The sequence below is a fragment of the Ruegeria arenilitoris genome, assembly GCF_013035425.1.
GTDB classification, from domain to species: domain Bacteria; phylum Pseudomonadota; class Alphaproteobacteria; order Rhodobacterales; family Rhodobacteraceae; genus Ruegeria; species Ruegeria arenilitoris_A.
Genome location: NZ_WQHX01000001.1, coordinates 273,092 through 296,061, shown reverse-complemented (window position 1 = coordinate 296,061; position 22,970 = coordinate 273,092). Strand labels below are relative to the sequence as shown.

The 22,970-nt window shown below is 51.3% G+C and carries 20 protein-coding genes and 1 pseudogene; 10 read left to right on the top strand and 11 right to left on the bottom strand.

Annotation, left to right across the window (positions count from 1 at the left end; genetic code table 11):
• On the top strand, positions 1–753 hold the full coding sequence (locus GOV45_RS01405) for a creatininase family protein (RefSeq protein WP_170473221.1): 753 nt from the start codon (positions 1–3) through the stop codon (positions 751–753).
• Here the strand turns inward: GOV45_RS01405 and GOV45_RS01400 are convergent.
• From GOV45_RS01400 to GOV45_RS01390, 3 genes are all read right to left on the bottom strand, one after another.
• On the bottom strand, positions 746–1,663 hold the full coding sequence (locus tag GOV45_RS01400; protein ID WP_170473218.1) for a carbohydrate ABC transporter permease: 918 nt from the start codon (positions 1,661–1,663) through the stop codon (positions 746–748). The two genes, GOV45_RS01405 and GOV45_RS01400, sit on opposite strands and share 8 nt — an antisense overlap.
• A 2-nt stretch (positions 1,664–1,665) precedes the next feature.
• Positions 1,666–2,772, bottom strand: coding sequence for a carbohydrate ABC transporter permease (locus GOV45_RS01395; RefSeq protein ID WP_170473215.1), 1,107 nt, complete (start codon positions 2,770–2,772; stop codon positions 1,666–1,668).
• A gap of 66 nt (positions 2,773–2,838) precedes the next feature.
• Positions 2,839–4,473, bottom strand: a complete 1,635-nt coding sequence (locus tag GOV45_RS01390) for an extracellular solute-binding protein (protein ID WP_170473212.1) — start codon at positions 4,471–4,473, stop codon at positions 2,839–2,841.
• 228 nt (positions 4,474–4,701) lie between these two features.
• Between GOV45_RS01390 and GOV45_RS01385 the strand changes: the two genes are divergently transcribed.
• The 6 genes from GOV45_RS01385 to GOV45_RS01360 all read left to right on the top strand — a co-directional run bounded on the left by GOV45_RS01385 (position 4,702) and on the right by GOV45_RS01360 (position 11,945).
• Positions 4,702–5,766 (top strand): ABC transporter ATP-binding protein, encoded by a 1,065-nt coding sequence (locus tag GOV45_RS01385; RefSeq protein WP_170473209.1) that lies wholly within the window; start codon positions 4,702–4,704, stop codon positions 5,764–5,766.
• Between the two features lie 22 nt (positions 5,767–5,788).
• Entirely contained in the window at positions 5,789–6,241 is a 453-nt protein-coding gene (locus GOV45_RS01380) for an RbsD/FucU family protein (RefSeq protein WP_170473206.1), read from the top strand.
• Between the two features lie 8 nt (positions 6,242–6,249).
• Positions 6,250–7,182, top strand: coding sequence for a ribokinase (gene rbsK, locus GOV45_RS01375; protein ID WP_170473204.1), 933 nt, complete (start codon positions 6,250–6,252; stop codon positions 7,180–7,182).
• 10 nt (positions 7,183–7,192) lie between these two features.
• On the top strand, positions 7,193–8,599 hold the full coding sequence (locus GOV45_RS01370) for an FGGY-family carbohydrate kinase (protein ID WP_170473201.1): 1,407 nt from the start codon (positions 7,193–7,195) through the stop codon (positions 8,597–8,599).
• Positions 8,596–9,243, top strand: coding sequence for a class II aldolase/adducin family protein (locus GOV45_RS01365; RefSeq protein ID WP_170473198.1), 648 nt, complete (start codon positions 8,596–8,598; stop codon positions 9,241–9,243). The genes GOV45_RS01370 and GOV45_RS01365 overlap by 4 nt, the downstream gene beginning before the upstream one ends.
• Before the next feature lie 407 nt (positions 9,244–9,650).
• Positions 9,651–11,945, top strand: coding sequence for a rhodanese-like domain-containing protein (locus GOV45_RS01360; RefSeq protein WP_170473195.1), 2,295 nt, complete (start codon positions 9,651–9,653; stop codon positions 11,943–11,945).
• Between the two features lie 57 nt (positions 11,946–12,002).
• Here the strand turns inward: GOV45_RS01360 and GOV45_RS01355 are convergent, their stop codons facing one another.
• From GOV45_RS01355 to GOV45_RS01325, 7 genes are all read right to left on the bottom strand, one after another.
• Positions 12,003–13,139 (bottom strand): hypothetical protein, encoded by a 1,137-nt coding sequence (locus tag GOV45_RS01355; RefSeq protein ID WP_170473193.1) that lies wholly within the window; start codon positions 13,137–13,139, stop codon positions 12,003–12,005.
• 216 nt (positions 13,140–13,355) lie between these two features.
• A complete protein-coding gene (locus GOV45_RS01350; RefSeq protein WP_170473190.1) occupies positions 13,356–13,970 on the bottom strand; it encodes a class I SAM-dependent methyltransferase in 615 nt (204 codons plus the stop codon).
• Positions 13,971–14,105: 135 nt separating this feature from the next.
• A complete protein-coding gene (locus GOV45_RS01345; protein ID WP_170473188.1) occupies positions 14,106–14,792 on the bottom strand; it encodes an ABC transporter ATP-binding protein in 687 nt (228 codons plus the stop codon).
• Complete coding sequence (locus GOV45_RS01340; protein WP_170473186.1) at positions 14,789–15,538, bottom strand: ABC transporter ATP-binding protein; 750 nt, start codon at positions 15,536–15,538, stop codon at positions 14,789–14,791. Before GOV45_RS01340 ends, GOV45_RS01345 begins: the two co-directional genes overlap by 4 nt.
• Positions 15,531–16,517: a branched-chain amino acid ABC transporter permease gene (locus GOV45_RS01335; RefSeq protein ID WP_170473183.1), complete on the bottom strand. Its 987-nt coding sequence runs from the start codon at positions 16,515–16,517 to the stop codon at positions 15,531–15,533. The genes GOV45_RS01340 and GOV45_RS01335 overlap by 8 nt, the downstream gene beginning before the upstream one ends.
• Positions 16,514–17,434 carry a branched-chain amino acid ABC transporter permease gene (locus GOV45_RS01330; protein ID WP_170473181.1) on the bottom strand — a complete coding sequence of 307 codons (921 nt, stop codon included), beginning with the start codon at positions 17,432–17,434 and terminating at the stop codon, positions 16,514–16,516. Before GOV45_RS01330 ends, GOV45_RS01335 begins: the two co-directional genes overlap by 4 nt.
• Before the next feature lie 50 nt (positions 17,435–17,484).
• Positions 17,485–18,615, bottom strand: coding sequence for an ABC transporter substrate-binding protein (locus GOV45_RS01325; RefSeq protein ID WP_170473179.1), 1,131 nt, complete (start codon positions 18,613–18,615; stop codon positions 17,485–17,487).
• A gap of 519 nt (positions 18,616–19,134) precedes the next feature.
• Here GOV45_RS01325 and GOV45_RS01320 point away from each other — a divergent pair.
• Both GOV45_RS01320 and GOV45_RS01315 read left to right on the top strand, forming a co-directional pair.
• Positions 19,135–19,404: pseudogene (locus GOV45_RS01320) on the top strand (hypothetical protein); the annotation flags it as partial.
• A 662-nt stretch (positions 19,405–20,066) separates the two neighbouring features.
• Positions 20,067–20,345, top strand: a complete 279-nt coding sequence (locus GOV45_RS01315) for a hypothetical protein (RefSeq protein ID WP_170473177.1) — start codon at positions 20,067–20,069, stop codon at positions 20,343–20,345.
• A gap of 547 nt (positions 20,346–20,892) precedes the next feature.
• On the opposite strand, the gene yghX is transcribed toward GOV45_RS01315, so the two are convergent.
• On the bottom strand, positions 20,893–21,807 hold the full coding sequence (gene yghX / locus GOV45_RS01310; RefSeq protein ID WP_170473176.1) for a YghX family hydrolase: 915 nt from the start codon (positions 21,805–21,807) through the stop codon (positions 20,893–20,895).
• 667 nt (positions 21,808–22,474) lie between these two features.
• On the opposite strand from yghX, the gene GOV45_RS01305 reads away from it, so the two are divergent.
• Positions 22,475–22,867 carry a hypothetical protein gene (locus tag GOV45_RS01305; RefSeq protein WP_170473174.1) on the top strand — a complete coding sequence of 131 codons (393 nt, stop codon included), beginning with the start codon at positions 22,475–22,477 and terminating at the stop codon, positions 22,865–22,867.
• Positions 22,868–22,970 lie beyond the last annotated feature (103 nt).

The following is a 22,970-nucleotide window of genomic DNA, read 5'->3' as shown; positions in this document are numbered from 1 at the left end:
ATGCGATTTGAACTAATGCTTCCACACCAAATCCGAGATGCCATTGAACGCAACCTTCCAGTCTTGTTGCCTTTGGGTGTTCTTGAATATCACGGTGAACACATGGCTGTGGGCATGGACATGCTTGCTGTAACCCGGATTTTGGATCGGTTAGAGCAAGAATTGGACATTGTGATCTTGCCGCAATTTGCCTACGGCGCGGCCAGCTACGCGGTTGAACGGCCCGAAGGAGCCGGATCAGTACACGTTGGCGCCGACAAAATTTTGTCGATTGCCGAAGAGATTTTTTTCAGCCTTTTGCGTGTTGGTTTTCGCAACATTCACGGGTTCATTCATCACCAGACCGAGAACTTTACCGCTGGAATGCCAACCGATCTGGCGTTCAAACTAGCAGGGCGGCAGGCAATTTTCAGATTCTTGGAAACTCAGTATGGTGAGGGTTGGTGGGGTAGCGACAGAATGCGCGATTACTACACTCAGCACGACGAAGGCATCGACCCTTTCAATTGGATTTGCGTTCATCCTTTGATGGATGAGGAAATTACCCAAAAATATCCTTTTGACCACGCCGGGATGGGGGAAACGTCACTAATGATGGCGCTTGCTCCTGAAGTCGTCGACCGCGACCGGTTTGGTGATAATTCAGGTTGGTACACTGAAAGCGCAAAAGATGCATCGGCTGAACTTGGCGAAATGGGCGTCGGTCTCATATTGGATCGTTTGAAGGAGTTGCTCGTTCGCGACGCTACTTGACCGCCCCTGCCGCCATGCCTTTGATTATGAAACGTTCCAGCGCGATGCCGATCACGATCAAAGGAAGGATCGCAGCAAAACTCAAGGCAGCCATGGACCACCAGGAAATACCTTGCGATCCAGTTTGACTGGCCACCATGACCGGCAAGGTTTTTGCATGACTGGAAGTTAACAGCGCGGCAAAGAAGTATTCGTTCCAGGTTAGAACCAAAGACAAAATAAACGATGCGACCATACCCGGCGCGGCAATGGGCAGAATGATTGTCAGAAACGCCCCCCAAATCGAAAGCCCGTCAACTAGGGCCGCTTCTTCCAGTTCTGTCGGGATTGACCCGAACTGGTCGCGCATGATCCAAATCACAATCGGGAGCACGGTCAACGTGTATAAAAGTATCAGCCCGATACGCGTATCAAGCATCGCCAGGGACTTGTACAAAACCAGAAAGGGCAGCGCCAAGACCACTGGTGGTAATATCAACTGGCTAAGAAAAAAGAATGAAATGTCAGAGTTGCGCATAAAGCCAAAGCGATAGTTGAACCGGCTGAGCCCATAGGCTGCCATGCTGCCAAGCGCGACGGCTAAGGTTGAAGCTGACAAAGCCACAACCGTTGAATTCCAGAACCTCTTCAAAAATTCCTCGCGCACCGTGCTTTCGTTCCCGATCGTGTCCGGGGAAAGCCCCAGTGACCGCCAACCAAGCCATTTGGGTGTAAAGTCCCACCACGGTACCACATTGCCCTTCATCACATCCGGCGCGGTTTTGAAACTGGTTGTGATGGTCCAGAAAATTGGGAAGATCGCAATAATGGCCCACAGGATAAGGATGCCGTAGATAATGAGGCGGCCCGAAATGCGTCGCGCTCGGTAGGCGCGGTCGGTATCACTGTCATGAAAAATCTGGCTGCTCATCGTCAATACCTTGGGCGCATCCAGCGTTCAGCCGCTTTCATCAGGATGGTCATCGCGATGACGATCAGGATCAAATAGAAAATTGCCAGCAACGTGCCGTAGCCCACATTGGAGCGGTCGCGATATTCTCGAAAAATGAAAGATGTTACGCTGTCTGTCGCTCCGCCCGGGCCACCAGAAGTGACGTTGATGATGATATCAGCAAGCTTTAGTTTGAAAATAATCCGGATCAGAATAGCCGTGATGCTGACCGGCAGCATCAACGGGAACGTGACCTCCCAGAACCGCCGCCAGGCGCTGGCGCCGTCGACCTCAGCCGCTTCATTCAATTCACGCGGGATCGCCTGAAGACCGGCCAGTATCATGATCATCATGAACGGTATATAGGTCCAGGCGTCCATTAGCATGATCATCAGACGTGCCACCTCGGGCGACGAAAAGAATGAAGGGTTATCAACACCCAGTTCCCGAAGCATCCGGGAAATTGGGCCAAAACGATTTTCGAGCATCGACTTGCCGATCATCCAACTGACGGCCACAGGTGACAGCATCAACGGCAAAAGAAACGCGACCCTGAAGAATTTTCGTGCGCGAATTTCCGCGTTTAGCAAGATGGCCAAGCCAAAAGCAATCCCGTATTCCACGATGATCGCCAGCGTGTAATAGACCATATTTTTCAGAGCGTTCCAGTAAAACGGGTCGCTCCACATTTGGCGGGCGTTATCCCAGCCATTAAATTGACGTCCATCCGGGCTGGAAAGGTTCCAATCCGAAAACGCGATCACCAAGCCGAATAGCAGTGGAAAAACGACCATGGAGACGACAAAAAGCGTGGCAGGCAAAACAAAGAGTGATCGCTTTCCATGTTCCCCGCGCGCGATGACCTGTCCTGCACACAGACAAATGCCCCAAAGGACATAGGCATAGAGTGTCGGACGCCAGTTTTGAAAACCGATGTCTATCCAGCCATTCTGATCCGCTGTTTGAAGGAAGGCGACAAGGAACATCAGGCCAGCAGAACCCCAGACAATAGTCTTGCCAAACCGCCTGCGCCGGTCGGAAATTTCGTCTGCCGTTACGACATGTAAAAGATCGCCTTCAGAGCTCATTTCCGATTTGTTCTGCCTTGCTTTGTCGTGTACGGGCCGACAATTGATTTGCCGGCCCGAAGATTTTTACATACCAAGTGACGCTTTGTAGAGCGCAATCTGGCTTTCTCGGCCGATCTGATCAGTGATCTTTTCCCAGGCTGCCGCGATCGCGTCAGCGGTCTCCTGAGCCGATCCGTACTGGCCAGCGTACCCCTTCGCAAGTTCGTCCTCAGCAACAGAATAGTATTGGAAAATGCCAGGGATGCGGGGTTCGATTGCCGCGTTCGGGTGGTTGTAACTGTCGGCGTTGGACCCGAGATAATCCTCGACGAACGCGCGATCATAACCTGCGGCCTCCCATTCATCGAACTGGAAATGAGAGTTCCGATAGGGCTGGAAACCCGACGGATAGGCCGACATCCAAAGCGAAATGTCTTTACCGCCCAAGTGCGCTGCGGCGCTCCAGGCTGCTTTGCGCTTCTTCTCGTCGCCCGATACGCGTTTGGTCACGTATACTCCCCAACCAAGGTAAGCCATGTTGGGTGCTTCGTTGTAGTTATCTTCCCATTCTCCGGTCTGACTATTGTAAACGCGGTCCGAGCCAGGATTGATACCAAATCCTACAACGTCGCCAACTACGGACGTGTCTGATGTTCTGGCGTTAGAGCCAATGTCACCCCACCACATCAACATCGAACCGGAACCAGCAAGGAATTGTTGGAAACCTGTCGTGCCGGGGTCGGCGTTGATTTGGTCTGCCGGGTAAGCGCCAGCTTCGATCAGATCCAGCACATCCTGAATTGCCTGAACCCATGCAGGGTTGTTTACCCGAGGTTTCATCGTGTCAGGATCAAATAGCCACGCCGGATCGCCGGGATGTTTAGCGTAAGCTGCGGCGCGGTTTTCAAGGAAATAGAACCCAAAGCCGCCCCAACCTTTGAGCGGATCAAGATATCCGTGTGCGGGAAGGCCAGTTAGCGGATCCTCTTTTCCGATCAGGTCCTTTGAAACGGCATTGACCTGCTGCCAGGTGCGCGGCACTTCGGCTCCGCCGATGGCGCCTTCACCGAAATAATCGGTTCTATAGGCAAAGGTGTGGCAGTCGCCGTCAATTGTGATGCGATATTTTTTTCCGTCCCATGTACCAACCGGTGGCTTTAAGTAACCCACAAGATCGTCTTCCTCGATCTGCTCACCGACCCAGTCCGGCATTTCATCCAAAAGACCCTTGCCGGCTGTGTCACCTTCAAATGGTGCGCCCATTTCGATGATGTCGAAATCGACTGTACCAGTCGCAATCGCTTGCTGAAGACGCGGGTTATAGTCGGCCTGCGCAAGGTCAACCCAGTTGATCTTGGCACCCGTATAAGCCTCCCACGGTTTCAGGAATCCTCGGAAAAGGAAGTTGTGAAGGTTTTGGTTGTTGAGCCCCATAAAGGTAAGTTCAACACCTTCAAACTCGCCCTCGGCTACGCGTTCCTTTGTGGGCCCAAGCGTCATTTCACCGACCTTCTGCCAATCGGCATCCGTGGGCGAACCCTGGCCAACACCAGGAATTTTCAAGATTTCGGCTCTTAGGTCAGCATGACCATCGGCAAGCGCCGCAACTGGCACTGTGCCCCCTACAGCGGCCAGAGCGCTAACGCTTGCGGCCCCTTTAAGCATTCTGCGGCGGCTCATCTGAGCGCGCACAATTGCGTTGTAATGTTCGACTTTCACGTGTTCCTCCCTTTCAATGCGAGGGTGGCCCCCCAGATTTCTCGACGATCCTCCTAAGTTCAAATGCCTAAGCTGATGACACTTGCAAATTGATTTTTCTAACAGCCTGGCAGATCGAAAAACAATCTCAGCCAATCTGCAAGCTGTCAAGTTTACCAATTGGTTAAAAGTAGACACCCCGGAAACGAGCGGTTAATCGTTTAGGGATTGCCGCATGGATAGGGTGAAATGGCAGACGTCAAAGTACGCGGATTGAGAAAGTCGTTTGGATCAACAGAAGTCCTGCACGGGCTGGATTTGGACATCAAAGATGGGCAGTTCGTGGTGCTGGTTGGACCATCCGGTTGCGGAAAGTCCACACTGCTGAGAATGATTGCCGGACTGGAGAGTATCAGTGAAGGCGAAATCGCGATCAATGACCGTTTAGTCAACAACTTGCCACCGGCCGAGCGCGACATCGCAATGGTGTTTCAGAATTACGCGCTTTACCCGCACAAAACTGTCGCGGCGAACATGGCATTTCCGCTTCGGATGCGAAAAATGGAAAGCTCTGTGATCGAGGACCGGGTATCACGCGCGGCTGAAGTATTAGGGCTGACAGAGTATCTTGGGCGATACCCTAGGGCGCTTTCGGGCGGCCAAAGGCAACGTGTAGCTATGGGCCGAGCCATTGTGCGCGATCCGCAAGTTTTCTTGTTCGACGAGCCGTTATCGAACCTTGACGCGAAGCTCAGAATTCAAATGCGGGCGGAAATTCGTGAGCTACATCAACGCCTTGCCACAACTACTATTTATGTTACCCATGACCAGATCGAAGCCATGACGATGGCCGACCAGATCGTCGTTATGAATTCAGGAAATATCGAACAAATTGGCGCGCCTTTGGAACTTTATGACCGCCCGGCAAATACTTTTGTTGCGGGATTCATCGGTGCGCCATCGATGAACTTTTTAGAAGCCGTCGTGTCAAAAAATGGATCAGCCGCAGTTGCGAACGTTCTAGGAGCAGGCCTGCCGATACAAGAGCCGGACGGGTTGGTTGATGGGCAAAAAATCACATTGGGTATTAGGCCCGAGGACACAACCCTTTCCGGTGACGGCGTACAGGGCGAAATCATGGTGGTTGAACCGACCGGGTCCGAAACACATTTGGTTATCCGGTCTGATGGACGCGACTATGTTTCCATCGTGCGCGAACGACAGGCGTTTTCACCGGGACAGAGTGTTTCAATTTCCGCCGACCCATCGAAAATTCACTTATTCGAAAGCGACACGGGGCAGCGCATCAACTGAAAGACCCAAGGAGGATAGACAAGTGCTCAAAGGGATTGACCCAAGGCTAAACGCCGATGTTTTGTACGTCTTACGCGCCATGGGGCATGGGGATATGCTGATCGTTGCAGACACCAATTTCCCCTCCGAGTCTATAAGCCGCGCAACTGTTTACGGTGAGCTGTTGCGTATGGAAAACCTCACTGCCGCCGAGTCAATTGAGGCGGTTCTCTCGGTCTATCCACTTGACACATTCGTTGATGATTTTGCCGGTCGTATGGAGGTGGTCGGTGAGCCCAACACCGTGCCGCCGGTTCAACAGGAAGTTCAGGAAAAAATCGACGCAGCGGAAGGGGCCCACCGCCCAATGGTGGGCATTGAACGCTTTGATTTTTATGATCTTGCCCGCGAAAGTTATGCAGTGATCCAAACGGGCGAACGTCGATTCTATGGATGTTTCATGCTGCGTAAAGGCGTAATTCCGCCAGAAAGTTGAGGTGAATAATGGCGGGAATAATTGCAATCCTGGGCGTTTTTGTTGCCGACACCGCTTATCGCGCAGAGCGCGCCCCTCGCATGGGCGAAACGATCCTGGGAAACAAGTTTGCACTTGGCCCCGGTGGAAAAGGTTCGAACCAAGCGGTCGCAGCGGCCCGCGCGGGCGGCGAAGTTCATTTTATTTCGCGGCTGGGTCAGGATGATTTTGCTGATATGGCCCTGAAAACATGGGCAGAGGCTGGCGTTACAGCCGCGGTTACCCAAGACCCAGACAGTTTCACTGGCGCAGCATACATCTTTATTGAAGAAGCCTCGGGCGACAACGCGATTATCATATGTCCCGGAGCAGCTGGCGATATCTCGGTCACAGACATAGAAGCCCGACGTGATCTTATCGAAAGTGCCGCGGTATTCGTTACTCAGCTGGAACAGCCCATGGCAGCGGCGGAACGTGGTTTGAGCATTGCACGAGCGGCTGGGGTCAAGACTATTCTGAATCCTGCGCCTGCCGCTGAGATCCCCGCCACTATGCTGGCGCTTTGCGATTTTGTGACACCCAATGAGTCCGAAGCAGAAGGTATCACCGGCGTCGCTGTACACTCCATCTCGGATGCCGAGAATGCTGCGGACGTAATGCTATCCAAAGGTGTCGGCGCGGCTTTGGTCACACTTGGAGAACAAGGTGTTCTTTTCAAAGACCGCGAAAACTGCACCCATATACCAGCGATGGTCGCAGGTCCCGTTTTGGAAACTACCGGTGCAGGCGATGCCTTCAACGGAGGATTTGCTGCGGCATTGGCCGAAGGAAAGGACCCGGTCAGCGCAGCGCGCTTTGGATGCGCCGTCGCGGGGATATCGGTTACCCGTGCCGGGACTGCCCCATCCATGCCGACGCGGGATGAAGTGGATGCGCTGTTGGCTGCAAATCCAATAATCTAATTGGATGTCGATGATGACGACGAGTGCTGGTCGTTCAAAGGTTCCCCGATCCGTCGTCGTATTGGATGTCGGCGCAACCAACGTCGACGTTGTCCAATTTAGCTCTGAATTTCAGATAATAGATAAATGCAGTACAACTTCCTTACGCATTCCCGCGCCACCTTACCTTAGTTTAGACGCGGAAAGTGTTATTAATTTTGCGCTGCAATCTATCCAAACGTTTGACCAGAATGTGCCGGTTGACGCGATTGTGCCATGCACCCACGGTTCCGCTGTTGCCCTTTTGGATGGCAAGGGGGAATTGGCCTTACCTGTGATGAGCTACCTTTCCCCAGTCCCCGATCATGTTGCAGTTGCCTACAAAGAATTCGAGCCACCGTTTTCGGAAGTCTTTGCTCCAACAAATCCTGGCGCACTCACGGTGGCACGCCAGCTTTTTTGGCAGGAACATGAGTTTCCGGCAGATTTCGCACGCGTGCGTACGATTATGCCTTACCCACAATACATTGCTTTTCGCCTGTGCGGCGAGCGAAGCAGCGACATTAGTTCGCTCGGTGCTCAAACACATCTTTGGGCACCTCGTGACCGCAGTTTCAGTAGTCTTGCTAGAAATCGCGGCTGGTCCACGCTGATTGAACCATTGCGATCGGCAGGCGACGCACTTGGGCCACTGCGTGGTATCGATCTAAAAGGCGAAGGGATCGTGTTTTGCGGTATTCACGACAGCAGCGCCAGTTTTCTGCAAGTTGCGCAGCTGGAACCTGCGGTGCTGCTTTCCACTGGGACGTGGATCATTGGCTTTGACACTGAGGCGGAATTGACTTCCCTTGACCCGCTTCGCGACCAGGTTGCTAACGTCCGTCCCGACGGACGACCCATCGCCAGCGCACGGTTTATGGGGGGCGAGGAATTTTCAATGATCGCCAAAGTTTCCGGCGATGCGCAGCCGAGCTTAGCAGCGGTCCAAGACCTGATAGACGGCGGCACTATGGCTTTACCCTCATTCACGGACAGTGGTGGCCCAATTCCGGGGACGGGAGGGCGTGGAGTAATCATTGGCCCTCAACCTGAAACCGAAGAGGGCTTGGTCAGCTTGGCCACACTATACGTCGCGCTTATGACGACCCAGCTTCTCGAGGGCCTCGGATCGACGAAACTTGTCCTGGTCGATGGAGTGTTCGCGGAAAGCAAAACATTCATGGCATTACTCGCTCGCCTTTTGCCAGATCGGGAAGTTTTCTCAATCCAAAGGACCGCTGGCAGCGCACACGGAGCAGCCAGTCTTGTGTTACAGGATCGCGCACCCAGGTTGAAGCTGAAGGAAATCGCTGCGGCGACACTTAGGGGGCTGGATGACTACCGGGAAGTCTGGGTTGAGAAAGCAAAGAAAAGTCAAAAAAACGGGGTTCGCCAATGACCGAGCACAACATACGGCAAGAAATCATCGACGCTTGCTTGCAAATGAATTCCAGCGGACTGAATCAGGGCACGTCAGGGAATATTTCGGTGCGCGTGGGCCACTCAATGCTGATTACTCCTACTTCTGTCCCATACGAACGAACAACGCCCGACATGATCGCTAAAATCGATCTTTCCAAAGAGATGACAGGCGCATGGGAGGGTAACGCGCCGCCATCCTCAGAATGGCGGTTTCATTGGAAGATACTGAAAAACCGTCCTGAATTCAGCGCCATAGTGCACGCCCATCCACCCTATTGCACCACCCTTGCGATCCTGCGCAAACGCATTCCCGCGTGTCACTACATGGTGGCTGCGTTTGGGGGCGATGACGTGAAATGCTCTGGATACAGCGCCTATGGCACCGAGGAACTTGCTGTGATGGCCATGTCTGCAATGGAAGGGCGGAGTGCTTGTCTATTGGCCAACCACGGCATGATTGCGGCTGGGGCCGATTTGGAAAAAGCGATGTGGCGGGCCGTCGAACTTGAAACACTTGCACGGCAGTATTGGCAAGCGCTTCAGGCCGGCGACCCGATTATTTTAGACCAGAAAGAAATTGAAGAGACGCTCCGCCGGTTTCAAGGCTATGGAGTAGGTTAAGCTTGCGACGAGCTTTCAAAATCAGCAACTGACAGGCTCCTCAATTATCTCAACGGGGATATTTCGAAACAATGAAAGGCACAGCGTTTTGTCCTCGAAAAGGATGTTGTGCAAAATTCTGCGAAGGCCCAAATAAATATCAAAAAACACTTTAGTTTTGGATCGTTTGGGCGGCATTCGGCTGTTACACAACCCAAGCTGTTAACTACCCTTGCCGATAAAAAAGAGAGTTATTGCTAACCAAGGTGGGTAACTGGGCCAACGTTTGCGTATCTTGATAAGTTAGGGTGTTTTTTGTCGAACCATCACTTCGCCCGTAGTTTGATACATTCGGCTGTGACTAATTTCGAGAGGGTACAGTCGAGTTTTGCAAAAAATTCTGTTATTCTCCATACCGGAGGTGCGACATGGAGCGAAGGATTGCAGCTATTCTCGCCGCCGATATGGTTGGTTATTCGCGCCTAATGGAGGCCGACGAGACTGGTACGCTTGAACGGCAAAAGCGACACCGGATTGAACTAATCGATCCCAAAATTGACGCACACCACGGCCATATCATCAAACTGACAGGCGATGGGATGATCGCCGAATTCCCTAGTGTAGTGGAAGCGGTGCATTGTGCGGTTTCTATCCAGGAAGCTATGGAAGCACGCGAGGAAGATGTCTCCGATGATCGAAAGATCCGATATCGGGTTGCGGTCAACCTCGGCGACGTGATCTTTGACGAAGGCGATATTTACGGGGATGGAGTTAACATCGCCGCACGACTGGAAGAACTTGCGCCTGCGGGTGGTGTGGTCGTGTCTGGCACTGCCTATGATCACCTGAAAGCAAACGTGGAAGTTGGTTATGAGGATCTGGGCGAAAAGAGAGTAAAAAACATCTCAACCCCCGTCAGGGTCTATCGAGTAGTTCCGGGTGGGCAGCCTATGGTTTCCAGCGCCAGAACGTTTCCGTTTAAAGCCGGGATATCGGTAGCGGCGATTGTTCTGTTGGCGGCATTATTGATTTGGCGACCATGGGAACCCGAGTTTGCTCCTGCCTCGGTAGATCAAATGTCCCATCCTTTGCCCGACAAGCCATCACTCGTTGTTCTACCATTCGAGGATTTTAGCCACAATCCTGAACATGCCTTCTTTGCTGATGGCATCACCGAAGATCTGATTACGGATTTAAGCAAGTTGTCGGGCATATTCGTGATTTCACGAAACTCCAGCTGGACATACAAAGACAGAGCCGTCAAATCTCAGGAGGTCGCCGAAGAACTGGGTGTGCAATACATCCTCGAAGGAAGTCTGCGTCGGGCAGGTGATCAGGTTCGCGTGAATGCTCAGTTGATAGACGCTCTAAGCGGTCACCACATTTGGGCCGACCGCTATGATAGTAGCGTTCAGCAGGTCTTTGAACTTCAAGATCAAGTTTTGCAGGAAATAACGTCCGCTCTTGCGGTTCAACTAACGGCTAAAGAAAGGCAAGGGCTTGGCGCGACAGAAACCGAACATCCTGAAGCTTATGACGCGGTATTGTACGGCCTCGAACTCTTGCGCAGCGGCAACTCGGATGACACTTTGATTGCTATCTCCAAGTTTGAAGACGCAATCGCAATCGACCCGGATTATCACAGGGCTTATGCGGCCTTGGCTGCCGCACATTGGCGAATTGTGCAAAGTGTATGGTTTCTTGCGATGGGTGGTGGATTTGAACGGTCGTGGAAAGAGGTGGAAAGAAGCCTGGAAAAGGCGATGGAGGCGCCTTCAGCTCTGGCATATTCGGTTCAAGCTGAAATACTTGTAGAACAGGGTCGCCACGCCGAGGCGTACAATGAAATCGACAAGGCGCTCGCTTTATCGCCTAATGACCCAGACATTCACCTCGTAAAAGCCAAGGTTCTGAACGCGACAGGACGCGCGCACGAGGCGGAAGCTGCGGTCAGGTATGCGTTACGTTATGACCCGCTTGAACCAACGCGCTATTTGCGCGAATTGGGCGTGTCTCAGCTTCATCAAAAGAATTACCAAGACGCTGTGAGTACGATGCGCAGGGTGCTCAAGCGCAACTCTGATATCGTAGCAGATATAACGACTTTGACGTCCGCACTTGGCCACCTTGGTCAACTTGACGATGTGCCCGAGCTGATTGAACAGTACGACGCACTTGCAGTTCCGTCGTATTATGATCCCTTTACTGCCGAAGAAAGTCTTATCTGGTGGTATGGTGATATGTACGGATATGATCCGGATTATCGCCGACACCTATATGATGGCGTTGTGAAGGCGGGCGTGCCGGCCAGTGCCGGAAGTGATCTTGATTACGATGAAGTTGCTGACCTGATCAAACGGGACGAAGGCTTATATTACCCTGAGAGTATCCCACGGATTAATACAGAAGAAGCACACGCACTTTGGGAAAAAGGTGAGGCACAGTTTGTAGATGTGCGCGCATTGCTGGATTTTAATGCGGGGCACATACCCAATTCTGTCAATTACTCTCTTATGGTCGAGCTGTCACGAGAAGCCCTGCTGGAAATCGCAAACCTTGATGACACACTGGTATTCAGCTGTCATGGGCCACATTGCCCATATTCAGCATATGCAGCAGTCAAGGCGCAACTTTGGGGGTTCCGGGACGCGCGATATTATTCGGGTGGCTTTCCCGATTGGGTCGAGCAAGGTCTTCCGACGGCCACGATCGAACAGAATTAATCCGGTTTTGCTGGAAACTGCGCTAAAATCGTAGTCGCCGACTCTCTCAACCTAGGCTTAGTCGCTACTCGCAAGTTCTTTTTTGATTTCCTCGTCGAGGTTGGGAACCTCGTCGTCCGATGAGTCACTGACTTCACTGTCGTCATCATCTGCTTCGTCGTCGACGGAATACTCTTGATCCTCTGCCGAGTTGTCGAGCGCTGCTTTAACCGCCTCGTCGTCAGGATTGGAGGTTCGTACGGCGTCAAGGACGTGGTCTTGCTGTTCCGCTGCGACCAAGTCGTCGTCAGAGAAATCGCCTTTATAATGATCTAAAAGGTTTGCTTCTGTTTCGTGCACTGCCTCGGCAGCTGCCAATTGCTCCTCTGTCGGACGATCAATCGTGTTCCCTTCGTCATCTGTAGTGAGGTCATAGGCTTCTTTGACAGATTGCGCGGTCGCCCATTCTGCTGATTCCGTCAATTCAGGATCGGCCAAAATATCCTCTGCTTCTTCCAGAGTCATTGGGGGCGCATCCAAAAGATCAAATGCCGCGGCAATGTCCTTAACGTCTTCAGCGCTCAACGAGTTTTCTTCACCCATGAGGTGATTGAAATTGGCGTCTGCCACAGCAAGGGCTGCTGCAAGGCTTACGGGCCCTTTACCTTTCGCATATTGATCGTTCGCAATATGCGCGAGCTTTGCATTTATGCTGGAGTTGATTGCGCCATTAAGTTTGCCGAGGTTGCTTGGGTGAAGTGTGAAATCGTCGACAAGACTTGCTTTTCTGCTTGGCGGTTTCACAGACTGTTTGACAGAGGTGCTTTTTGTACGAGTTGCGGTAACCTGCGATTTGCTACCTTTGAAAAGACCCTTGATGCCGTTTTTTTGCAGGTTGCGGCCCAAAGTTTGAAAATCTTCTTTGACAGCACGCCCAATTCTGCCTTCTTTTTTGGGCTTACCGCCTCTGCTCGCCGATTTCGTATTTTTTCCATTCAGCTTTTTGTCTGAACCCCAGCCTTTGTTTGCACCTGATTTCCCGGCGTTGTCGCCTTTCCCACCGTTGTTGTTTCCGCCATTTCCACCTTTGCCTCCGCTGTTGCCGTTACCATTTTTCGCGTAGGCGTAATCGGCAGTCAAAACCGTTGCGACAGGGACGGTCACGAAAGCAGACAGAGCAAGCGCGGACACACTTATTTTTAGAAAGTTCAACACGGTAGAAATCCTTTCTACTTCGGGGGTCTCGGGTCATCGCGAATTGAAATATACCGTCATTTATTGTGATGCCTGAATAAGGTCAGATTACGGCAGCTTTCGGGCCATGCGGTGCGCTTGTCTTCCAAAAATTGCTCTCAACCAAACCCGGTCAGTTTGAAAGAAACCAATCAGTCAAGACTTGGTGAGCTTCTGTTTAGAGGCTTTATCCTCGGCTCATAGTGCTTTTTGAAAAAGGCTGTATTGAAACGATTGTTCTAGATCCCAGGGCGTAAGGTGGAGATGAAAACGATGTGTAACTAGTGTGAATCTTTCACCCAAAACTTCGTTCAGGCTTTCGGGGCTATATCTTACGACATCGAGTCCGCTGCACTTTGTTGGTCCATCAGGCGCGAAAGTCGCTATTACGGCATGCCCATCCAGGGCCAAACTGTCGGAGAGCCGATCTATGTAAGCAGCCCTGTCCGCTGGATTGACAAGGAAGTGGAACACTGCGCGATCATGCCAGATGTCAAAGACCCGTGTGGTCTTCCACGTCGTTACATCAGCCACAATCCAATTAACTTTCTTACCACGGTCGCCTAGCCGGCGACGTGCCGACTTGATTGCGCAATCGGAAAGGTCAAGAACCGAGATATCGCAAAGCCCAAGCTCAAGAAGACGATCCACGACACGTGATGTTCCCGCGCCGATGTCGACGACTGCAGACTTTGATGTCAGACCTGCTTGCAACATCAATTCCAGCGAAACAGTCGGATCATCCTGATGCCAGCTCAGGTCTGCTTCGACCTTCGCGCCATATATTCTGTCCCAGTGATCTTTTTTGCTCATGCCAGTTCCCTGAGTATCGCTTTGAAGCATACAAGGAAAAGGAGTTTTTTGCAGCGGCCCAAATTGTCGAATTTGGAGCAACTTAAGCCATTGCTCCAAAGCCGACGAAATCCGGCCGACAACCTAATTTGAGCTTCAGATACCTATGTATTTTTCGGTAATCTCATGTGTCAAACTAGTCATTTTGCCGGACCAAACTGTTCTACCGCGTTCGAGTATTATTGCTCTTTCCGAAATGGCGGAAAGTTCTTTTAGCGACTTGTCGATTAACAAAATTGCGACGCTGGTTTCCTGTTTTAGTTGCCGAATGGCGGCCCAGATCTCTTGCCTGATAATTGGCGCCAGACCTTCTGTCGCCTCATCCAAAATCAGCAGGCGGGGGTTTGTCATCAATGCTCGGCCAATGGCAAGCATTTGTTGTTCGCCCCCGGAAAGTGATCCCGCTCGCTGGCCTTTTCGTTCGTCTAACCTTGGGAACAGTTTGGTTACTTCGTTAAGATCCCATTCTCCGGGACGAGCTGTCGCTATCAGGTTTTCACGCACCGTCAGATCGGAAAAGCAGCGTCTTCCCTCAGGAACAAGGCCGACTCCCTCGCGGGACACCTTGTAGCTGGGAAGATTCTGCAGGTTTAACCCATCCAAAGTGATAGTGCCTTTTGAGCGGATCATTTGGCAAATTGACTTTACGGTGGTCGACTTTCCCATTCCGTTCCGTCCCAGCAACGCGGTAACTTCGCCTTTTGCTACGGTCAAATCAACGCCGAACAAGGCTTGGCTAACTCCGTATGAAGCCGTGAGGTTCCGGACCGTCAGAAAACTCATACAGCATCCCCCAGATAGGCTTCCCGCACTTCCTTTCTGTTTCTTATTTCGTTTGGTGTCCCGGTTGCGATGACTTTGCCGTAGACCATTACGCTGATCCTGTCTGCCAGCGCAAAGACAGCATCCATGTCGTGTTCCACCAACAAAATAGGAGCTTCTTTCCGTAGCCCATCAAGGAAACTTGTCATTTGCTTTGAACCCTCTACGCCTAACCCGGCCATTGGTTCATCCATAATGAATGCGCGGGGCGAAAGTGTAAGCGCAACGGCGACTTCCAATTGGCGACGCTGTCCATGGCTGAGATTGGCACAACGCGTGTAACGCTCTTCGATCAATCCAACGCGCTCTAAAGCTCGCTCTGCCCGTTCGCACAGATCCCTTGTTTTCAAAGCGCTTTTCCAAAAACGCCATACAGCGCCTTCGGCACCCAAACTCCCTAACACAACATTTTCCACTACGGTGTCTTCCCTGCAAAGATCAGACACCTGAAATGTTCGGCCGAGGCCAGCTCGGGCCCGCGCAAATGTGGACAATTTCGAAACATCTTGTCCGTCGAGCGTTACGCGTCCGCTATCCGGTTGCATTTCACCGCAAATCTGTTTGATAAGCGTTGATTTCCCTGCGCCGTTCGGCCCAATGATCGCATGGATTTCTTTGCTATTAAGATCTATTGACACATCTCGTGTTGCGTTCAGCGCTCCAAAACTTTTGGTAAGACCATGGGTCGCGAGTATCGGCCTATACATGCGCGCCCTCCTTGCCGGTGATAAGACCGATAAGACCACCACGTCCGAACAAAACTATACAAAGCAGGATTATTCCAAGAGAAACATGCCAGAAATCAGTTATTTCGCCAAGAAAATGCTCGAGCGCCACGAATACGCATGCCCCAATAACTGGTCCCATCAATCGACCCACACCACCGATGATAATCAGCACGATCAATTCACCAGACAATTGCCAGCTAAACATTGTTGGAGAGACAAAGCGGTTCAAATCTGCAAACAACGCTCCTGCTAACCCGGTAACAGCGCCAGACAAGACAAATGCCAGCAGTTTCACACGAGTGGGGTTAAGGCCGACGGCCGCCACCCTTGATTTACTCTGACGGGCCGCATTCAACGCCAATCCGAACGGCGAAGATTGAAGGCGGGCGAATAGAACGAGAGTTACGCAAAGAAGAACAAAACAGATGCCGAAGAACTCGATCGGAACAAGCGTGTTTAGGCCCGGAAATCCGTTGCGCACGTAGATCGATAGCCCGTCTTCGCCCCCATACTGCGCCCACGAAATTGCGAAATAATAGAACATTTGGCCGAAAGCGAGCGTTATCATGATGAAGTAAACGCCAGACGTTCGTAACGATAGCAGACCAATGACAAAAGCAACGGCGCCCGAAAGAAGCATTGCAACCAGCCAGATGACCGGCATGGAATTTGTCCCGCCTGTCTCAAACAAACCAAGACTCAATGTCGTATAGGTCTGAGCGTGATAAGCAAGTATACCCATAGCGTAGCCACCGATCCCAAAGAAGACGGCGTGACCAAAGCTGACCATCCCCCCAATGCCCAGCGCGAGGTTCAGCCCAACTGCGGCCAAAGCAAGGATCACCGCCCGCGTCGCCAGGGTGATCGTAAAAGGCTCATCCATCGCTTGCGCCCAAATCGGTAGCAAAAGAAGCCCGACCAAAACGAAAAGGTTGAGATAGCGTTCCTCAAACTTCATGCGCGAGCTCCGAACAACCCAGTTGGACGCCAGATCAAAACAAGTCCCATCAGGATGTAAATTCCCATCGATGCGATAGCCGATCCGCTCTTTTGCGCGGCGCCTGAATCCATAAACAGCTTGAACAGTTCGGGTAGAAACACGCCGCCCAGCGTGTCGGTCAGACCAACCAAAAGTGCCCCGATGAAAGCCCCACGGATCGACCCGATACCACCAATGACGATAACGACAAACGCCAGAATAAGGACCGGTTCACCCATACCGACCTGAACCGATTGAATTGCGCCCACAAGCGCACCAGCGAGACCAGCAAGCGCCGCCCCCAAAGCGAAGACCAGTGTGTAAAGTTTAGAGATATCAACGCCTAACGCGGCGATCATCTCTCGATCATTTTCCCCGGCGCGTATCTGAATTCCGATGCGGGTGCGTTCGATTAGCAACCAAAGCCCACCCGCGATCGCTATTCCCATCAAAATAAGGAACAAGCGATAAAGAGGATATTCGATCCCACCTGGCAAGCTCACCGGGCCGGACAGCCCTTGCGGAATGTTAAGAAAAAGTGGGAAAGAACCGAATACCCACCTTGTGCCCTCTGAAAAGATCAGGATCAGGGCAAAGGTGGCCAAGACCTGATCTAAGTGCGGGGCGTCATAAAGCCTCCGTATTATACCGATTTCGATAATCGCGCCTGCCAACGCCGCAGCTGCAAGCGCGGCCACGAGCCCCGCAAAGAATGAGCCCGTTGCCCCCGCGACGGCAGCTGCGGCAAACGCACCGACCATGTACAGCGAGCCGTGGGCGAGGTTGATCAACCCCATCACGCCGAAAATCAGCGTCAGCCCAGCAGCCATCAAAAAGAGCATGACGCCGAATTGCAGCCCGTTAAGGATCTGCTCGAAAATTAAGATCGAAGACATGAAAACTCCGAATGCCTGCCTGCCTAAATTTGAAGGCAGGCAGGATTTGATCACATTTTGCAGTCGGCAGCGTAAGCGTCGGAGTGATTTTCCAGAGCTGGACCGATGATCTTGTTTGTGAATACATCACCTTCTTTGACCACTTCACGAGCGTAGATCGTTTGCACCGGATGGTGGTTCTGCCCGAAAGCAAATTCTCCACGCGTGCTGTCAAAATCAGCCGCACGCAGGGCTTCACGGAATGCATCTGCATCAGATGGATCAGCCTTCTCAAGTGCTGACAGAAGCAGGTTCGCCGTATCGAACCCCTGGCTTGCATAAAGCGACGGCAAGCGGCCGTATTCGGCTTGGAAGCTTTCGACAAAAGCTGCGTTAGTCGGATTGTCGATATCCTTGTTCCACTGCGAAGTGTTCACGACGCCCAGCGCGGCATCGCCAACTGCCTGAAGGATGCCTTGATCAAAGCTGAACGCTGGACCGACAACCGGAAGATCTATACCGCTGTCCGCATATTGCTTTAGGAAAGAAATCCCCATCCCACCAGGAAGGAAGAAAAAAACGCTGTCGGCATCACTTGCCCTGATCTGGGCGATCTCGGCTGCATAATCTGTTTGACCAAGCTCTGTATAGACCTCACCAGCCAAATCACCGCTAAAGAAGCGTTTGTAGCCAGTTAGCGCGTCAGTGCCCGCTGGATAGTTCGGGGCCATTATGAAGGTATTCTTATAGCCGGCGTTATTAGCATAAGCCCCCGCCGCCTCATGCAAGTTGTCGTTCTGCCAGGCAACATTGAAGTAATTTTGGTGACAACCCTGACCCGCAAGCGCAGAAGGTCCAGCGTTTGGTGACAGATAGAAAACATTTTGGTTTACCGCTGCAGGCACGACAGCCATTGCCAGATTTGACCAGATAATGCCCGTCATTACATCAACACGCTCGGACTGAATCATCTTGTCGGAAAGCTGCACAGCGATGTCCGGCTTTCGTTGATCATCCTCAATCACAACCTCAATGTTGTCTCGACCGGATTGCGCGATTGCAAGCATAAATCCATCGCGCACATCAATTCCCAAGCCCGCTCCGCCGCCTGAAAGCGTTGTTATCATCCCTACTTTGACTTCAGCCAAAGCACCCGTTGCGAAAAGCGCCGCTGCTGTCGCAGCCAAAAAACACTTCTTCATTTACTTCTCCCTTATGGTCATTCTTTGTTCATACAAAATTCGAACCCTATGAACACCTAGGTCAGAAAATTTCTTTTTGTTTCAACAGAACCTGTCGATCGCGTGAATCCCAGGCGCAAGTTGCAGTAAAGGAAACTGCTGAACCGTTTATAGACAGGCTGTTGTTGCGCACCTAAGGCTTTAAGCTACTGAACGGTTGTTACTTCTAAAAAGTTCTGATTTCTCAGGGTTCTTCGATCAACATTTCCTCGACTGGCGTACCTGAAAGTTGCGTTCTGTTTTGACATTGGCCTTTTTGTAGATGGATGTGTTCTGCGACTTGATCGCGTCCCCGTTGGTTATTCTCAACTCAGCGAATTCGCCAACAGAAAGCGGCACAGGATGCTGTACTCCACGTTTCGCGAAGGTTTCTCAGTAGGTCGATCCGGAGGAGTTTAGACTAAAGTTGTTTGGATGCATGAACGAAAATCCTCTCTGCGGTAACAACTCCCCTCATACTCGCCCCAGAGTGGCCACTGGTCAGGTGTTTATTTTGCTTCGCAGCCAAAGATCGAAGAAGGATCCTCTGGTATGATCCAGTTTCTTGATCTCAGGAATGAGCTACCACATTTCCGGATATCGGTGTCGAGCGCTTTTCGAAGCAAAATCCCTGCGTCTGGTGCAGGTGAAATGATCGTAATGCCGTCTTACTTGATCCATTTGGTCCATCCGAACCACGGCAAAGACAGCCGGGCTATTGTTGGAACCAGCGCGAGCTTTGGCTGGCCAAGGTCATATCAGGCCGATTAGCCTCTCGGTTTCGGCCTTTAGCGCACCTAATTCTGTCGAAATGTGGCGAATCGGAAAAGACCTAAATGGTTTGCAAGGCAGGTGCTGACATCCTGCAGCACACAAAATCACCCGCAGTTCAGGTTTGGGATTCGACTCGTGATGTATTGCGGCAACAGGTCAAGTTCCAAAGAGCTTGGGCGTGCCACTCGTGGGAAACCTGAACGGTATTCTGGGCGAATATGTGCCGTCGCGAGGCAAGTTTCCGCTGCGTAAATGCGCATGCTCTTTGCGACCTGCCAGAGTTCCTCTATCTCGAGCGGAAAGTTCTGCTAAGGGGCGATGCGAGCAAATGAAACTATCTGCACTGGAGGTCTGCTGTATACTCCTTGCGGCTGCGGTAGCGGCGGCTGGGTTTGTAGGGGCTGCAAGCACATTGCTTTCGGTCATTTGAGGCTGATAATTCAAATTTTGCCAGGTTATTTCCATCCAACCACACTAGGTGCGGATCGAATTTTTCTATTCTATTCAAAACAGTGCCGGGATTCCTGATGTCTCGATTGGGACAAAGGTGTGAGTTGACGGTGTTTGACAACTTTTAGCACCCATACGGTAGCGTGTTGCAATCAGTGAGCGATTAAAAGCTCATGCTGCACGCACATTGCATTCGCCTTAGTATTGCCATGTTTTGGCTTAAGCTGACCATGCGTAAGGCATTTTCAGCTACTACAGTGAGCAACACCAAGATGGGCCCAAACGTCGAGCAGATACCTGTACCCCAGAACCTTGTCGGTACAAATGCGGCAGTTTTTTTCTTGTTGAACAAGATTGAGCAACAAAGAGCGCAAAGTAGGAGTGTCACTCTAAGTTCGAATTCCCGAGTGAAACCTGAAGTTCCGGTAGAACAAAAGGTGGCAAGCACTCAGCCTTTGATCCTCACGGATGAGTTTTTGTTCACATAAAATGATTTCGGTTGGCATTCAGTGACTGTCGCGAACATCGCGTCTCACGAAATGCTATTTCAACGAAATTGAGACCACCTTCTGTTCCCTCGGTAGTTCTCTGGCTCGGTAGACTGCCAAAATCGATCCACTCCAATTATCTTTGAGGCCTCGGTCAACATTGCTGATTGCTTGAAGGCGCTCGAATTAATGACAGCTTTAAGTAATCGAAAGGCTAGTTGGCGATAGAAGGATCATCTCTGAACGAGATTCACTGTCCCAAACCTCAACTAACCCCATCACGGTGGGGTTTTCTTTTGCAGTAAGCAAAACCGACCTCCCGATCAGACTCGCGGCCAGCACTGGAAGGCGGGATATCAAATAAGCCATGATTAAGAAGATAAGTGAACTTGGAAGTCATATCTTTGCCCAAAAGTACCTATTGGCAAAACACAGATGGCTATACCTGCAGGCGCCAAGATGAGGTTGTCAGGCGCCCAGACAGCAAAGGCATCATTGGAGCAGGAAGTCAGAAGTTACCCCTTCACAGTGACATCGCAGGTGTATTTTAACCCGCCAGGTACGTGCGAAACCAAGCGATCATACGCTCTTCCGCCAGTTTTGCCGCCGCTTGGTCGTATCGAGGTGTCGTGTCGTTGTGAAATCCGTGATTCACGCCGGGATAGATGTAAACTTGGTAGCGCTTGTCATTTTCGACAAGTGCTTTTTGAAACTCCGGCCACATCGCATTTATCCGTTGATCCAGCGCAGCAAGCTGTATCATCAGGGGGGCTTCGATAAGACCGACCTTGGCGTTGTCTGGCGCGGCTCCGTAAAATGGAACACCAGCTGCCATTTCTGGGTAGGCCACTGCCAATTTGTTCACGACGCCTCCGCCGTAACAAAATCCGGTTGCTCCCACTTTTCCATTCGTACCGTCCAACGCTTGAAGAAACTCAAAACCTGCAAAAAAGTCGTTTAGGAGAAGTTCGCGATCTAGGCTTCGCTGCATTTCGCGACCTTCATCGTCATTTCCCGGATACCCACCAAGCGATGAAAGCCCGTCTGGACCCATCGCGACAAAACCAGCCTTGGCAACGCGACGCACAACGTCTCGAATGTAAGGATTGAGGCCGCGGTTTTCATGTACAACCAGAACTGCCGCAGGCGGTCGATCGGGGTCAATCTGGGTTGGACGCACGAGATAGGCCGACACATCACCGGTTCCGTCCGGGCTACTATAGGTGATTTCTTCGGCCTGAATCTCCGGGTCGTCTTCTGCGACCTGTTGAGCCAATGCGTAATTGGGTGAAAGGGTGCTTAGTATTGCCGCTGCGGTTAATCCACCTACAGCCCATTTTCCAGCGCGATCGAGGAATTCCCGCTTTGAAATCCTCCCATGCGCATAGTAATCGTACAAATCGAGAAGTTCTTGGTCGAAATCTGCTGCGGTGAGACGTTGGGTTCGGGTTTGATCGTTCATTGAGAGTCCTCCATAGTCTCGATGGAATTATCTGTAGCACAACCTTGCCAGCAGCCTGACTGTCCATTTCGTTTCAGAAAAGCTTTTTCGCCCAGATTGCGGTGACAAGTGGGGCAGAACTGTGCGCTGTGCCTAAGGTTTAGACGACTGGTTTGGTGCAAGACATGAAATCAATCCATCCATTTGCCGTGGCTCAGCCCAGTTTAAGTGCAGAACTCAGGTCATCGATCTCGCTAGCGATCACTATCTTTTTAGGTAAGACAAGCCGCGACAATGGCCTTTGTCTCGTCGGGATTTAAGTCGTAAAAACCCGAGGGATGATAGCCTTCTAGTTAAAGGCACGCAGCTTTTCACTTTGGCCAGCCGCCCAAGCACAACTAAAAGTAAACTATTAGCGGGTCATGTAAAAACCGGACGACCACTAGCGTAAACACAAATAACTTAGGAAATATCAAAGGAAAAAATTATTGCACCTTTCAGCAAAGATCCTGAAATAAATCCGTCTAAAGAAGGAGTTTTATTTCTATTTATACAACAAAAACTAAAACACTTAAATTTATTAGCACTTTAAAAGTGAACAACCTAAAATTGCTTTAAATAATTGCAAACATCTTTATATTGTGTTATTGAGTTGAGATTGCCAAGCTTATTTGATCAGGAGTTTCCCATGGACAAACTTAGTGTGCTCGGCGTTCTCAAAGACAACCTTGCTCCAAATTTGCTAAGAGAAATCGAAGCTTCCCTGCCGGACGACTTCGCCCTATCAGACAATCAGAACCAGAACCAAGGCAGCCTTGAGGAGATTTCGCGCATGAAGCCCGAGATCCTTCGCGAAGTCGGTATTGGGTCGGTGGGCGGTGGCGAAGAAGTCATGGACAACCAAAATCAAAACCAGGGAAAAATGGAAGAATTGTTGGCCATGAAGCCGGCTGCGCTTCAAAACCTGAAGACGGTTCTTATGGGTGGCGGCGAAGAGGTAATGGACAATCAAAATCAGAATCAGGGATCTTCGGACATGCTTGCCGAAGGGTCTTCCAAGCCTCGTCGATTGCGAAAGTAGGCCATTTAGTTCGAATGTTTGCGATCTAAAGGTCGCGAGCATTTGACGAGTGGTCGAATTCACGTTTGGTTTTCTGACTGCCGTCTCTCTGCGGGGAATAAGA